General features: G+C 72.2%; 12 protein-coding genes. 7 read left to right on the top strand and 5 right to left on the bottom strand.

The genetic code is table 11. The features are described from left to right. The first annotated feature begins 105 nt into the window (after nt 1–105). The 3 genes from FGF04_RS17970 (at nt 106) to FGF04_RS17960 (ending at nt 3,087) form a co-directional block, all read left to right on the top strand. Nucleotides 106–1,461 carry an aspartate aminotransferase family protein gene (locus FGF04_RS17970; protein WP_149512242.1) on the top strand — a complete coding sequence of 452 codons (1,356 nt, stop codon included), beginning with the start codon at nt 106–108 and terminating at the stop codon, nt 1,459–1,461. A 101-nt stretch (nt 1,462–1,562) separates the two neighbouring features. Then, entirely contained in the window at nt 1,563–2,294 is a 732-nt protein-coding gene (locus FGF04_RS17965; RefSeq protein WP_149512353.1) for a GntR family transcriptional regulator, read from the top strand. Between the two features lie 142 nt (nt 2,295–2,436). Continuing rightward, nucleotides 2,437–3,087, top strand: coding sequence for a hypothetical protein (locus FGF04_RS17960; RefSeq protein WP_149512241.1), 651 nt, complete (start codon nt 2,437–2,439; stop codon nt 3,085–3,087). Here the strand turns inward: FGF04_RS17960 and FGF04_RS40080 are convergent. The 5 genes from FGF04_RS40080 to FGF04_RS17935 form a co-directional block, all read right to left on the bottom strand. Further along, nucleotides 3,080–3,661, bottom strand: a complete 582-nt coding sequence (locus FGF04_RS40080) for a DUF6197 family protein (RefSeq protein ID WP_188114118.1) — start codon at nt 3,659–3,661, stop codon at nt 3,080–3,082. The genes FGF04_RS17960 and FGF04_RS40080 overlap by 8 nt on opposite strands. A gap of 187 nt (nt 3,662–3,848) precedes the next feature. Next, nucleotides 3,849–6,254 carry an MMPL family transporter gene (locus FGF04_RS17950; RefSeq protein ID WP_149512240.1) on the bottom strand — a complete coding sequence of 802 codons (2,406 nt, stop codon included), beginning with the start codon at nt 6,252–6,254 and terminating at the stop codon, nt 3,849–3,851. A gap of 348 nt (nt 6,255–6,602) precedes the next feature. Continuing rightward, a complete protein-coding gene (locus tag FGF04_RS17945; RefSeq protein ID WP_149512239.1) occupies nt 6,603–7,385 on the bottom strand; it encodes a hypothetical protein in 783 nt (260 codons plus the stop codon). Nucleotides 7,386–8,270: 885 nt separating this feature from the next. Next, nucleotides 8,271–9,479, bottom strand: coding sequence for a beta-ketoacyl-[acyl-carrier-protein] synthase family protein (locus FGF04_RS17940; RefSeq protein WP_235882385.1), 1,209 nt, complete (start codon nt 9,477–9,479; stop codon nt 8,271–8,273). Continuing rightward, the gene (locus FGF04_RS17935; RefSeq protein WP_235882363.1) at nt 9,413–10,339 is read right to left on the bottom strand and encodes an SLATT domain-containing protein; all 927 of its coding nucleotides are present in this window, start codon (nt 10,337–10,339) and stop codon (nt 9,413–9,415) included. The genes FGF04_RS17940 and FGF04_RS17935 overlap by 67 nt, the downstream gene beginning before the upstream one ends. Before the next feature lie 307 nt (nt 10,340–10,646). Here FGF04_RS17935 and FGF04_RS17930 point away from each other — a divergent pair, with 307 nt between their 5' ends. The 4 genes from FGF04_RS17930 to FGF04_RS17915 all read left to right on the top strand — a co-directional run bounded on the left by FGF04_RS17930 (nt 10,647) and on the right by FGF04_RS17915 (nt 13,938). Next, entirely contained in the window at nt 10,647–10,991 is a 345-nt protein-coding gene (locus tag FGF04_RS17930) for a YbaB/EbfC family nucleoid-associated protein (protein ID WP_149512237.1), read from the top strand. 76 nt (nt 10,992–11,067) lie between these two features. After that, nucleotides 11,068–11,667: a recombination mediator RecR gene (gene recR / locus FGF04_RS17925; RefSeq protein ID WP_149512236.1), complete on the top strand. Its 600-nt coding sequence runs from the start codon at nt 11,068–11,070 to the stop codon at nt 11,665–11,667. Nucleotides 11,668–11,789: 122 nt separating this feature from the next. Further along, entirely contained in the window at nt 11,790–12,449 is a 660-nt protein-coding gene (locus tag FGF04_RS17920; RefSeq protein WP_149512235.1) for a DUF5063 domain-containing protein, read from the top strand. 214 nt (nt 12,450–12,663) lie between these two features. After that, entirely contained in the window at nt 12,664–13,938 is a 1,275-nt protein-coding gene (locus FGF04_RS17915) for an aspartate kinase (RefSeq protein ID WP_149512234.1), read from the top strand. The last annotated feature ends 13 nt before the right edge of the window (nt 13,939–13,951 follow it).

Below are 13,951 nucleotides of genomic sequence, written 5' to 3'. Positions count from 1 at the left end.
GGCAGACCGGGGCCGGGGGCACCCGACAACCTGTCGCGTTCGCGGCCGCACCGCAGACAGGACGCCGATGGTGCGCCGCGACCGGGCCCCCTACGCTCTGGCCGCATGACCCCTCAGACCGACCCCCAGGTCGGCGCCGCCGTGAAGGCCGCGGACCGCGCGCACGTGTTCCACTCCTGGTCAGCGCAGGAGCTCATCGACCCGCTCGCCGTCGCCGGTGCGGAGGGGTCCTACTTCTGGGACTACGACGGCAAGCGGTACCTGGACTTCACCAGCGGACTCGTCTTCGCCAACATCGGCTACCAGCACCCGAAGGTCGTCGCCGCGATCCAGGAGCAGGCCGGGAAGCTGGCCACCTTCGCGCCCGCGTTCGCCGTCGAGGCCCGCTCGGAGGCGGCCCGGCTGATCGCACGGCGGACACCGGGCGACCTGGACAAGATCTTCTTCACCAACGGCGGCGCCGAGGCCGTCGAGAACGCCGTCCGGATGGCCAGGCTGCACACCGGCCGCCCGAAGGTGCTGAGCGCCTACCGCTCGTACCACGGGGCCACCGCCGCCGCGATCAACCTCACCGGCGAACCGCGCCGCTGGCCGAGCGACACCGGGACGGCCGGGGTCGTGCGCTTCTGGGCGCCCTTCCTCTACCGCTCCCCCTTCCACGCCGAGACCGAGCAGCAGGAGTGCGAGCGCGCGCTCCAGCACCTGGCCGACACCATCGCCTTCGAGGGCCCGGCCACCGTCGCCGCGATCGTCCTGGAGACGATCCCGGGCACGGCCGGAATCATGGTCCCGCCCCCGGGTTACCTGGAGGGCGTGCGCGCCCTGTGCGACGAGCACGGCATCGTCTTCGTCCTCGACGAGGTCATGGCCGGCTTCGGACGGACCGGGAAGTGGTTCGCCGCCGACCACTCCGGCGTCGTACCGGACCTGCTGACCTTCGCCAAGGGCGTCAACTCGGGGTACGTGCCGCTCGGCGGGGTCGCGATCTCCGGGGCGATCGCGGACACCTTCGCCCGGCGCCCCTACCCCGGCGGACTCACCTACTCCGGGCACCCGCTCGCCTGCGCCGCCGCCGTCGCGACCCTGAACGTGATGGAGGAGGAGGGCATCGTCGAGCAGGCCGCCCGGACCGGCGAGGATGTCCTCGGTCCCGGGCTGCGCGAACTGGCGCGACGCCACCCGAGCGTCGGCGAGGTGCGCGGCACCGGGGTCTTCTGGGCCCTGGAGCTCGTCCGGGACACGGAGACCCGCGAGCCCCTCGTCCCGTACAACCCGGTGGGCGAGGCGAACGCCCCGATGGCCGCCTTCGCCGCCGCCGCGAAGGAGCGCGGTCTGTGGCCCTTCGTCAACATGAACCGCACCCACGTCGTGCCGCCGTGCACCATCACGGAGGCGGAGGCCAAGGAGGGCCTGGCCGCACTGGACGAAGCCCTCTCCGTCGCCGACGAACACACCGTGTAGCGGGGGCGTCGCACAAACCCGTCGGTCTTTCGTCGAACGCGTAAGGTGACTGGCTCGTAGACATGAGCGAGTACTTATTCGATGGGGGAAGGACCCGGACGATGCCCGGCACCGGCAGCGGCAGTGGCGCGGTCATGCGCAGCACCCTGCGGCAGCAGATCGCGGACGCACTGCGCGACGAGGTGCTCGCCGGGCGCCTCCAGCCGGGCAAGGAGTTCACGGTCAAGGAGATCGCCGAGCAGTACGGCGTCTCCGCGACCCCCGTCCGCGAGGCCCTGGTCGACCTGTCGGCCCAGGGCCTCCTGGACGCCGACCAGCACCGCGGGTTCCGTGTCCACGAGTACTCGCTGGACGACTACCGGGGCATGATCGAGGCCCGCACGCTGGTCACGGACAGCATCTTCCACGGGCTGCTGGAGGCGACCGGCGCCGCCGCCCAGGGGGCCCGCGCCGCGCTCGCCGTCCGCGCCGACGACCCGCGCACCGCCGCCGCGCTCGCCGGGGTGCGCCGCCGCGGCGAGGAGGCGCAGCGGGCCGCCGCGGCCGGTGACCTGAACATCCTCATCGGCTACGACCTGCGCTTCTGGCGTGAGCTGAGCAGCCTGTTCGGCAATCCCTACCTCGCCGACTTCCTGCACCGGCTGCGCGTCCAGTCCTGGGTGTGCGCGGTCCAGCACCTGCGCCGGCTGGAGGACCTGCGGGGCCACCTGTGGTCCGGGCACACCGACCTCGTGGACGCCCTCACGCGCCGCGACGCCGCGGCCGCGCACGACATCGTCGCCGCGTACAACACCCACTCGCTGACCCTGATCGACGTGCTGTCGCAGGGCTGAGGGCCCCGGGCGGGCCGTGGGCCCGCAGGTGGGCCGGCCGGTGGGCCAGCCGGTGTGGGGTATCCGACCCGCACGGAGGGGACCGACCGCGCCCCCACCCATTACGCTGCCTTGACCACCGTGCTGAACGAGGAGCTCTCAGTTGGCCTGTGACCTGTGGCTGGTCCCGCTCGTCGACGTGTTGTGCCATACCCCCGACAACCCCTTCGCCGAGGAACTCGCGCTCTACGACAAGGCACTGGGCGAGGCCGGACTCCCGCCGGTACCGGTGTACGCGTACATGCCGGGACTCTCCGGCGACGTGGCGCCGGTCGCGGGCTTCGACTACGACGCACTGCACTTCCTGCGCCGCGCCTACCTGCTGCAGGTGTGCCAGCTGCCGGTGACACCGGTCGGCGAACTGGGCGGCGACTACGAGCAGCTGCTGGAGATGTTCGACACGACGGCCCGGCAGTCCCACCTGGTCTGGCACTACGACCACGCGGGCGCGTACGTCCCGGTGGACTTCCCGCACCCGCTGTCGAACGACGAACTCCTCGCGGGCGGCGGTCCGCTGGGCTCCTCCCAGGTCCTGCTGCGCGAGCTGGAGTTCGTCGCGCCGTCGATCGGCATCGACCCGGCGAACCCGCCGGTCGCGCCCCAGCCGCCCGCGGCACCCACGGAGCTGGAGGAGCCGGCCGCGCCCGCCCCCTTCGACTCCAGTCCGTTCGCCCGCGAACGGCACGTCTGGCTGGGCCTGCACGCGGCGGCGACCCGGAGCCTGGCCCAGGGCTCGATGATCATCTTCAGCTAGGACCGGCCGCCCGCTCCGCCACGGCGGAATGGTGGCACAGCAGCAGGAGCGCGATGAGTTCCTCGCGGGTGCGGGCAGGCGCGTCGTTCCAGGCGCACAGCAGTTCCCAGTCGCTGAACAGGGCGCTGTCCGCGGGGTCCAGGTGCGCGCGCACCGTGGCCAGGACGGCCCGCACCTCGGGACCGCAGGACCGCGCGTCCCCGGTCACGGCCCAGGTCAGGGCTCCGACCAGGCTGGCCGCCTGCGGGTCGTGGGAGGACCCGACGTACACCAGCCCCTGCCCCTGGCACCATCCGCGCCGGGCGATCAGCAGGGCACTGCGCCGGAACACCTCGCCCTCCCGGCCGCGGGCGCGCCCGTCGCCGGACAGGGTGCCGAACACGTCATGGGCGTCGTACGTGTCATGGGCTTCGTACGCGTCATGGGCGTCGTACGTGTCATGGGCTTCGTACGCGTCATGGGCGTTGTACGTGTCATGGGCGTCGTACGCGTCATGGGCTTCGTACGTGCCGTACGTGTCGTCCGGCAGCGTGCCGGGGAGCGCGGTGCCGGGGAGGTGCAGGACTGTGCTCATCGGGTGGGGCTGCCTCTCTTGACGGGGTGTCGTGCCGGACGGCGCGCAGGAGCGCTGCGCCGTCGGTCCGGGGAGGCGAGGCGATCGGCGCAGCGGCTCGTGCGAGGAGGAGAGAGCGGGAACGGCGGGGACTGCTGAACTGCTGGACTGCTGGAACTACGGGGACTGCGGCGGGCGGTGGGGCCGGTCAGCGCAGCGTGGGCTCGGCCAGCGGGCGCTGCTCGTCCGCGCCGTCCGCCTCCTCGGCGGTCCCGGCGCCGGCGGGGACCGGCTGCGGGGTCCCGGGCTGCTGCGGGGCGGTGGCCTCCGGAGCCCGGTCCTGCGGGGCGGTGCGGCGGTAGCGGCCCCAGGTCCGGTCACCGATCAGCAGGAGCGTGGCCGGCATGACCAGCCGCCGGATCACGACGGCGTCCAGGACGACGGCGACGGCGAGGCTGATGCCCAGCTCCCGCACGATGCTGATCTGGGCGCTGGTGAAGGAGGCGAAGACGGCGACCATGATCGCCGCTGCGCCGTTGACCAGGCCCGCGGTACGGGCCAGGCCGCCCAGGACCGACTCGCGGTGCGGGACGCCGCCCAGGTAGCTCTCCCGCATCCGGGAGATCATGATCACCATGTAGTCCATGCTGAGCCCGAACATCACCGCGAACAGCATGAGCGGGGTGACGCTGTTGATCGAGTGGTCGTCGTTCCCGGTGACCAGGGCGAGGACGCCGAGGCTGGCGCCGACGACGGCGATGTTGAAGGCCAGGGCGAGCAGCGGCAGCAGGACGGAGCGGAAGGCGAACAGCAGGATCAGGAAGCTGAGCAGGGCGACGGAGAGGACCACCAGGGGCGCCGAGCGCAGGACCAGGTCGTCGAAGTCCGAACCGGTGGCGGTGGCGCCGGCCAGGTCGACGCTGATCCCGGAGTCGACACGGCTGCCGAGGTGGTCGCGCAGGTCGTCGACCAGGTGGTGCGCCGCGGAGCTGTCGGGGTCGGCGCCGGGGGTGACGACGACCCGCGTGACCAGGCGCTCCCCGTCACGCGCCCACAGCTGACCGAGCGCGGCACGCTCGCCGGCGCCCAGGGCGGAGGGGTCCTCCAGGGCCTTGGAGAGCTCCGCGGCGGGCAGTCCGAGGGACGTCACGGCCTGGACCTTGTCGGCGCCGGGCGCGGACTCGGCGTAGGAGGCGACCTCCGTGGTGCTCGCGAGCAGGGTGTCGGCCTGGTCGCGGTCGGCGCTGAGCACGACCTGGACGGGGAACATCTCGCGGACGCCGATGTCCTGCTTGATGCGCTCCATGCCGATGCGGGCGCTGTCGTCGGAGGGCAGGATGTCCGCGCTGGCGACGGGGACGCGCAGGGTGAGCTGGGCCGCGGGAGCGGCGAGCGCGGCGAACGCCACCACCGTGGCGGCCAGGACCAGTCCGGGGCGGCGGGAGAAGCGGCCGGCGGACTCGCGGCCCTTGGCCGGGCGGCCGGCGGTCGCGGAGCCGGTGCCGACGGAGTCGGCGGTCGCGGAGCCGGAGGCGGCGGAGTCGGATGCCGCGGAGTCGGATGCCGCGGAGTCGGATGCCGTACGGTCCGCGGTCGCGGCGGCGTTCTTCCGGCGGCGCAGGGTGCCCCAGTTGATGCGGTGGCCCAGCAGGGCCAGTACGGCGGGCAGGAGCGTCACGGCGATGGCCACGGCCACCAGGGAGACCGCCACGCCGCCCAGGGCGATGCTGGTGAAGGACATGGCACGGGGGATGAAGAGCGCCGAGAGCGCGACCACGACGGCCAGGCCGCTGAAGAGCACCGAGTGGCCGACGGTGCGCATGGTGCGGTCCAGGGCGTCGGGGACGGCGTGCCCTTCGGCCAGTTCCTCACGGAAGCGCTTGACGATGAAGAGCGAGTAGTCGACGGCGACGGCCAGGCCGACCATGGACACGATGTTGGTGAACAGGCTGTTGACGTCGGTGAACTGCGTCATCCCGTAGCCGATGGCCTGGGTGTACATCAGGGTGAAGCCCGCCATCAGGAGCGGGACGACCATCGCGGCCACGGACCGGAACACCAGCAGCAGCACGACGAAGAGGACCGGGAAAGCGATCATCTCGGCCCGGGTGACGTCCTCCTTGGAGTGCACGTTCAGCGCGTAGTCCAGGGCCGGGGCACCGGTGACGTCGGCCTCGACGCCCTCGCCGACGGCGTCGCGCACGTCGTCCTGCAGATCCGGCACGAGGTTCTGCACCGTGGTGTTGTCACTGGTGAAGCCGACCTGGAGGAAGGTCGTGCGGCCGTCCTCGGACAGCCACTCGGGGTGGGTGGTGCGGTCGGTGACGGTGGACACCCCGTCCCGCCGCACGGCCTCGCGGGCCGGCGCGACGGCGTCCTCGACGGACCCGTCCTCGCTGTGCAGGACGACCAGCAGGGAGTTGGGCGCTTCGTCGAACGCGCGCTCCAGCGTGCGCTGCGCATGGACGGACTCGCCCCGGGGGTCGGAGAAGCCGCCCGTCTTCAGCGCGCCCTCGAGCTGGAGCGCGAAGGGAACGGCCAGGGCGAGCAGCACCAGCCAGGCGGCAATCACTGCCTTGGGCCGTGCGACGGCGAGATGGACGATTTTCTTCACTTCTACTCCTGGGATCGGGGGCCACCGCTTCGCGGGACGGATCGGCACGGCCCCTGCAGTCGATGACTGAACATCAATGTTGCGTTATCGATGATTCATCATGCATGACATGACATCGATGACGCAACATCTTTGAACGTATCGGTCTTCGCGCTTGGTTTTCGCGCTCGGTCTTCGACGGGTCGGTCTTCGGCCCACGGGGTTTCGGCAGAGGGAGCGCACAACGCAACGCGCCGGGGCGGGGCGCGACTGCGCTCCACCCCGGCGCGTGACCGGGCCTCTGCAACTGCGTGGCTCTGTGGCTCTGTGGCTCTACCGGTGGGGGCCGCCTTCACAGGCGGGCAGTGGTCAACGGGTCAGTGCATCACCGCGGGGACGTCGCAGCATCGGGACGTCCCCTCTCGCCGACGCGGCAGCGGCAGCAGCGGCGGCGTGCAGGCGCAGGGCCCGCAGCCGTTCGGCCTCAGCGGGGTCGGCGTGCAGGACGAGGCGGTAGGGGGGACGGCTCTCCTTGCGCACCACGGTCACCCAGCCGCGCCGGGCCCAGCCGTACAGGGTGATGGACGGCATGGACAGCTCGGCGGCCAGCTCCCGCAGCCACCACTCGTCCGCCGCGAGGCTCTCCCGGAGGACCGCGGGGGGTGTACGACGGGCCGCGGACGTGTTCTCCCGCAGCAGACGGCGCACCGTGGTCAGGCTGATGGGATCGCTGCGGCCCGGCGCCATGGTGTAGCCCTCGCACCCCAGCTCCCGGGCGATCGCCGGGGCGTTGCAGCCCTGCGCCGCGAGGACGCCGATGCGCTCGACGATCAGGGCGTAGTAGTGCTGCGGCGGCATGACGTACGGCGGTTCCGGGACACCGGGCGGACGAGACGCCTCGGGGGTCCGGGGATCCTCGGGCTCCTCGCGCGCCCCCGGCGCCACCGCGGTGCGGCCGTCCGCCTCGCGCCGGGCGCCGCGCCCCACGGACGGTGGCGTCGTGTCCGCTCCCGGCGGATCCGCGCGCTCACCCATCGGTGGCGGGGCGACAGGACGGCCGGAGCGGCCGTACCGGGTGTCCGGCGGCGTGTCCCACGACAGCCCTGCCGGTCCTTCCAGCCATTCCGGCTGTTCCGGCAGGGCATCGGGCATCCGTGAGGCACGAGGTGTACGCCCCGGGTGACGGGCGATCCCTCCGCCCGCCGGACCGCGCCCCGCCGTCCGCCGGACCGGCGGCTCCTGGAGCGGCGGCTCTTGGAGCGGCGGGGTCCGGACCGGCAGGCATCCGGCCGGCGGCTTCCGAACCGGTGGTTTCCGGGTCGGCAAGTCCTGGTTCGGCAGGTCCTGGTTCGGCGGGTTCCCGTCCGGAGGAGCGGGGTCTGGCCCGGCTCCCTTCCTCGCTCCCGGCCCACAGCAGGGCCGGCCGGGCGGAATGCGGGCGCCGGGGGCCGCGGGCGTGGACCCGCCCCCGTCTGCGCGGCGGTCGGAGAGCGGTGCGCGATAAGGAGTGCTGATCGCCGGGGCGGGCGACGGCCGGTTTCACGGAGAAGGTCCTCCATCGTCACTGGTTCTCGCTGAGCACACGACCGGTACAGAGGAAAGCCGCCCGCCGCGACGCCGGTGACGTGGCAGGCAACGTGATGTGCCTCTGCGCGCTGGACACACGCTTCACACCCCTGGTTCCGAACGGCTCGCCGGCAAGGGTCGGAATACGACAGCGGCGTCGGCGGCACGTGCCGTGCGACGGTGGCCGGGGAAAGGGGTTTCGGACCGGCCCGGGGCGCCCGGAGCCGCCCGCCAATCGGGCTTTCGATGCGATACCGGGCCCCCGCACGGGCCCCTGGTGTACAAAAGCGTGCCCCAAGTTGACCGAAACGAGCCACTGGGGCCGGGCCTCCACCAGCGCACCGCGCGCCAAAAAGGTGACAGCGTTGTCACCGCGGCGCCCCGGCTCCGGCTCCGGCTCCGGCACTGTCCCCGACTCCAGCACCAGCGCCGTCCCCGTCCCCGTTTCTGGTCCCGGTCCCGTTCCCGGCGTCAGTCCCCTGTGTCGGCTGTGCCGGCGTCACGGAAGGCCAGGCACACGTTGTGCCCTCCGAAGCCGAAGGAGTTGTTCAGGACGACGGCCGGTCCCGGCGGCAGCTCGCGCGGCTTGTCGCGGACGACGTCCGCGTCGGCCCGTTCGTCCAGGACGTCGACGTTGATCGTGGGCGGCGCCGACCGGTGGTGCAGGGCCAGGACCGCCGCCACCGACTCCACCGCCCCGGTCGCCCCCAGCAGGTGTCCCGTCATCGACTTGGTCGCGGAGAGCGGGACCCGGGCCGCGTGGTCGCCCAGCACCCGGCGCAGCGCGGCGAGTTCGGCGAGGTCGCCCAGGGGCGTGGCCGTGGCGTGGGCGTTGACGTGGACGACGTCCTCCGGGGCGGCGCCCGCGTCGGCCAGCGCCGCGCGCACCGAGCGGGTCACGTCCCGGCCGTCGGGCTCGGGCTGGGCGATGTGGTGGGCGTCGGAGGTCAGGCCGACGCCGGCCGCCTCGCCGTAGACGCGCGCGCCGCGGGAACAGGCGTGCTCCTCGGACTCCAGGACCAGGATCCCGGCGCCCTCCCCCATCACGAAGCCGTCCCGGTCCCGGTCGTAGGGGCGGGAAGCCGCCCGGGGGTCGTCGTTGCGGCGGGACATGGCCATCATGTTGGCGAAGGCGGTCATGATCAGGGGATGGATCGGCGCCTCGGTGCCGCCCGCCACCACCACGTCCGCCCGTCCGGAACGGATCATCGCCAGGGCGTACCCGACGGCTTCGGCGCCCGAGGCGCAGGCGGAGGCGGTGGTGTGGACGCCGGCCCGTGCGCCGAGTTCGAGGCCGACCTGGGCGGCCGGCCCGTTCGGCATGAACATCGGCACCGTGTGCGGGGAGACCCGGCGCGGGCCCTTCTCGCGCAGTACGTCGTGCGAGTTCAGCAGCGAGGTCAGGCCGCCCAGGCCGGAGGCGACGACGACGCCGAGCCGTTCGGGGTCCACCTCCGGCCGGCCCGCGTCCTGCCATGCCTCGCGGGCCGCCACGAGCGCGAACTGGGTCGAGCGGTCCGTACGCCGGGCGAGGGCCGGTCCGACGGCCGGTGCGGGCTCGCTCGCCGCCGGGCACGCGATGCGCACGGTGAGGTCGCGCGCCCACGGCTCGGTCAGCAGCCGGGCGCCCGAGCGGCCGGCCAGCAGGGACCGCCAGGTCGAGGGAACGTCACCGCCCAGCGGCGTGGTGGCTCCGAGCCCGGTGACGAGGACTTTTCCGGTGGCGTGCGCCATCGCATTCTCCATGGTGTGGTCTCGCGCGATCCGGGGGTGCCGGGTCCGGGGCACGCCGGTCGAGGGCTGCCGGACGCCGCCCCGCCCTCGGCCGCCCGGAGCGCACCCGGCGTCGCCCCCGACCGGAACTCCACCATCCAGTCCGCGGTCTCCCTCCGGACCAGCTCCGTCACGTCCTCCGAGAACCGCCGCAGCACCCCCAGGCACCGCTCGGCCGCCTCCCCGGCGGTCCCCTCGGTGGGCCCCAGCACCTCCCGGACGCACTCGGACGCCCATTCGAACTGGAGCGCCTGCAGCCGTCGCTGCACGGCCTGCGCCGTCGCCACGTCCCGCATCCATCCGGAGGTCACCCCGAAGTACCGGTCGCCCGCCACGCAGCCGGCCGCCACGAGCAGCGCCAGATACCCCCAGGCGGCGCCCCCGCCCAGCACCCCGGCGAGGTCCAGCAGCGGCAGGGCGGCCCCGACGAGGACCCCGGCGGCCGCCCCGCCACGCAGCGCCCACGCGCACCGCCGCTTCCACGCCCGGTCGGCGAGGTACCAGGACGCCGTGGTCAGCGCCCCCGCCTCCACCCACCGGTACAGCTCGTGCAGCCGCTCGGCCGGCTCGCCCCAGTCGCCGAGCGGGAAGGTCCGCCCCGACAGGTCGCCGGCCGCCGGTCCCCTGGGGGCGAGCCCCGCGGGCCCGGCGCCGCCCGGCCGCTGTACGCCCGGCGCGTGCCCGCCCGGTTCCAGCCCACCGGGCCCCGAGCCGTCGCCCCGACCGTCCTGGGCCGACCCCTCGGGCTGCATGTCCGGCTGGCTCACCCGACGCTCCCTAAATCATGACGTGACGTTGTGTGACGCTGCGTCACGCAATTCTACGTAACTCTGCGTGATGTCGTGTGGCGGAGTGTGTGGCATGGAATGCCGACGCACCGTCTCCTTACTACCGCTCAATGGGTGGCGACCGCCCCACTTTCCGGTCCTTTCCGCCCGGACGTGGGCCTTGATCAGGTATAGGCCAAACGTCCTCTCACTCGAAAGAGTGCTGGAGCGACGGCCCGACAGACCACGTAGGCTCGTCCCAAGGCGGAAAACCCGCCGGACAGCCGTACGAAACCAGGAGCTGATCGTGATTCCCGGTGGTGGCCAGCCCAACATGCAGCAGCTGCTGCAGCAGGCCCAGAAGATGCAGCAGGACCTCGCCAACGCCCAGGAGGAGCTGGCGCGTACGGAGGTGGACGGCCAGGCGGGCGGTGGTCTGGTGAAGGCGACGGTGACGGGCTCCGGCGAGCTGCGCAGCCTGGTCATCGACCCGCAGGCCGTCGACCCGGAGGACACCGAGACCCTCGCGGACCTGGTCGTCGCGGCGGTCCAGGCGGCCAACGAGAACGCCCAGGCGCTCCAGCAGCAGAAGCTCGGCCCGCTGGCCCAGGGGCTGGGCGGCGGCAGCGGCATCCCCGGCCTGCCGTTCTGAGTCGCCCCGGCGGTCCCTTCTAAGAAGGGCGGCCGCCGACTACCGTACGTCCCAAGCAGGAGAAGGAAGGCAATCCGTGTACGAAGGCGTGGTCCAGGACCTCATCGACGAGCTGGGGCGACTGCCCGGCGTCGGTCCCAAGAGCGCGCAGCGGATCGCCTTCCACATCCTGCAGGCGGAGCCGACGGACGTCCGCCGGCTCGCGCAGTGCCTGATGGAGGTCAAGGCGAAGGTCCGCTTCTGCGCCACCTGCGGCAACGTGGCGCAGGAGGAGCTGTGCAACATCTGCCGCGACCCGCGCCGCGACCTCTCGGTCATCTGCGTGGTCGAGGAGCCCAAGGACGTGGTCGCGATCGAGCGGACCCGCGAGTTCCGGGGCAAGTACCACGTGCTCGGCGGCGCGATCAGCCCGATCGAGGGCGTCGGCCCGGACGACCTGCGGATCAGGGAGCTGCTGGCGCGGCTCGCCGACGGCGCGGTCACCGAGCTGATCCTGGCCACGGACCCGAACCTGGAGGGCGAGGCCACGGCCACCTATCTCGCCCGCATGATCAAGCCCATGGGACTGCGGGTCACCCGCCTCGCCAGCGGACTGCCGGTGGGCGGCGACCTGGAGTACGCCGACGAGGTCACCCTGGGGCGCGCCTTCGAGGGAAGGCGGCTGCTGGATGTCTAGAACCACCGGCCGTCGCACGGACGGCCGTCGCGACGGTTGCTGCACGGAAGAAGTTCCCGACGAACTTCTCGACGAACTTCTCCACCTGCTCCACGGAGTTCTTGAGGAAGGCCGGCTCCTAGATGTCTGACGCCACGCTGCACGCCACCGCTCCCGACCCCGACGACTTCGCGGTCCAGATCGCGGACCAGATCGAGAGCTTCCTCGTCGCCGTGACCGAGGTCGCGAGAGGCGACGAGCCGGACTCGGCCGTCCCCTTCCTGCTCCTCGAGGTCTCCCAGCTCCTGCTGGCCGGCGGCCGGCTGGGCGCGCACGAGGACATCCTCCCCGAGGAGCGCTACGAGCCCGACCTGGGCCCCGAGCCGGACGTCGACGAACTGCGCGAGCGGCTCGCCGAGATGCTCGACCCGGTCGACGTCTACTCCGAGGTCTTCGACCCGTACGAGCCCCGCAAGGCGCCCGTCCCGGCCCGTATCTCGGACGACCTGGCCGACGTGATGGCGGACCTGCGCCACGGCATGGCGCACTACCGCGCGGGCCGCACCACGGAGGCCATGTGGTGGTGGCAGTTCTCGTACTTCTCGAACTGGGGCTCCACCGCCTCGGCCACCCTGCGCGCCCTGCAGTCCCTGGTCGCCCACGTCCGGCTGAACCAGCCCCTGGAGGAGCTGGACGGCCTGGACACGGACCAGGACCTCGGCGAGGACGCCCTGGAGGAGGCGGCGGGCCGGGTGATGGTCGAGGAGATCGCCGGTCCCCTGGGCCTGCGCCAGGTCAAGTAGCCCGGCCGCCGGAGCGTGTGACTAGGCGCACTTTGCGCGTGGGACGGTTCCGGGCTGGGCAGGTGCCGGTCCGGAAGCGGCCGGGGGCCGCCCGGTGATCAGCACGTGAGCGGGACGTCTCACCATGCGGTATCACCCGGGTGGGATCGGGCCGCTCGATAGACTGAGCCGACCGCGACCGTGCGGTACGAGACGGACTGAGCGAGGAGCGCACGTGGGCCTTGTCGTGCAGAAGTACGGAGGCTCCTCCGTAGCCGATGCCGAGGGCATCAAGCGTGTCGCCAAGCGAATCGTCGACGCCAAGAAGAACGGCCACCAGGTCGTTGTCGTGGTGTCGGCGATGGGTGACACGACGGACGAGCTGATCGATCTCGCCGAGCAGGTATCCCCGATCCCTGCCGGGCGTGAGTTCGACATGCTGCTGACCGCGGGAGAGCGGATCTCCATGGCCCTGCTGGCGATGGCGATCAAAAACCTGGGGCACGAGGCGCAGAGCTTCACCGGCAGCCAGGCGGGCGTCATCACCGACTCCGTCCACAACAAGGCGCGCATCATCGATGTCACGCCGGGCCGCATCAGGACGGCGCTCGACGAGGGCAACATCGCGATCGTCGCCGGGTTCCAGGGCGTCAGCCAGGACAAGAAGGACATCACCACGCTGGGGCGCGGCGGGTCCGACACCACGGCCGTCGCCCTCGCCGCCGCCCTGGACGCCGAGGTCTGCGAGATCTACACGGACGTCGACGGCGTGTTCACCGCCGACCCGCGGGTGGTGAAGAAGGCCCGGAAGATCGACTGGATCTCCTCCGAGGACATGCTGGAGCTCGCCGCCTCGGGCTCCAAGGTGCTGCTGCACCGCTGCGTCGAGTACGCACGCCGATACGACATCCCGATCCACGTCCGCTCGTCCTTCTCGGGACTGCCGGGCACCTGGGTCAGCAACGAGAATCCGCAAGGGGACGCGCAGGTGGAGCACGCCATCATCTCCGGAGTCGCGCACGACGTCTCCGAAGCCAAGATCACGGTCGTCGGTGTCCCGGACAAGCCGGGCGAGGCCGCGGTCATCTTCCGCGCCATCGCGGACGCCGAGATCAACATCGACATGATCGTCCAGAACGTGTCCGCGGCCTCCACGGGCCTGACCGACATCTCCTTCACGCTCCCCAAGGCCGAGGGCCACAAGGCCATCGAGGCCCTGGAGAAGGCGAAGGGCGCGATCGGCTTCGACTCGCTGCGCTACGACGACCAGATCGGCAAGATCTCCCTGGTCGGCGCGGGGATGAAGACCAACCCGGGCGTCACCGCCTCGTTCTTCCAGGCGCTGTCCGACGCGGGCGTCAACATCGAGCTGATCTCGACCTCCGAGATCCGCATCTCGGTGGTGACCCGCCAGGACGACGTCAACGAGGCCGTGCGCGCCGTGCACACCGCCTTCGGGCTCGACTCCGACAGCGACGAGGCCGTCGTCTACGGAGGCACCGGACGATGACCGTCCCCCCGTA

The sequence above is a fragment of the Streptomyces apricus genome, assembly GCF_008369065.1.
Classification (GTDB): Bacteria; Actinomycetota; Actinomycetes; order Streptomycetales; family Streptomycetaceae; genus Streptomyces; species Streptomyces apricus.
Note: the sequence above shows the minus strand (reverse complement) of the source record. Positions and strands in the feature narration are given on the sequence as shown.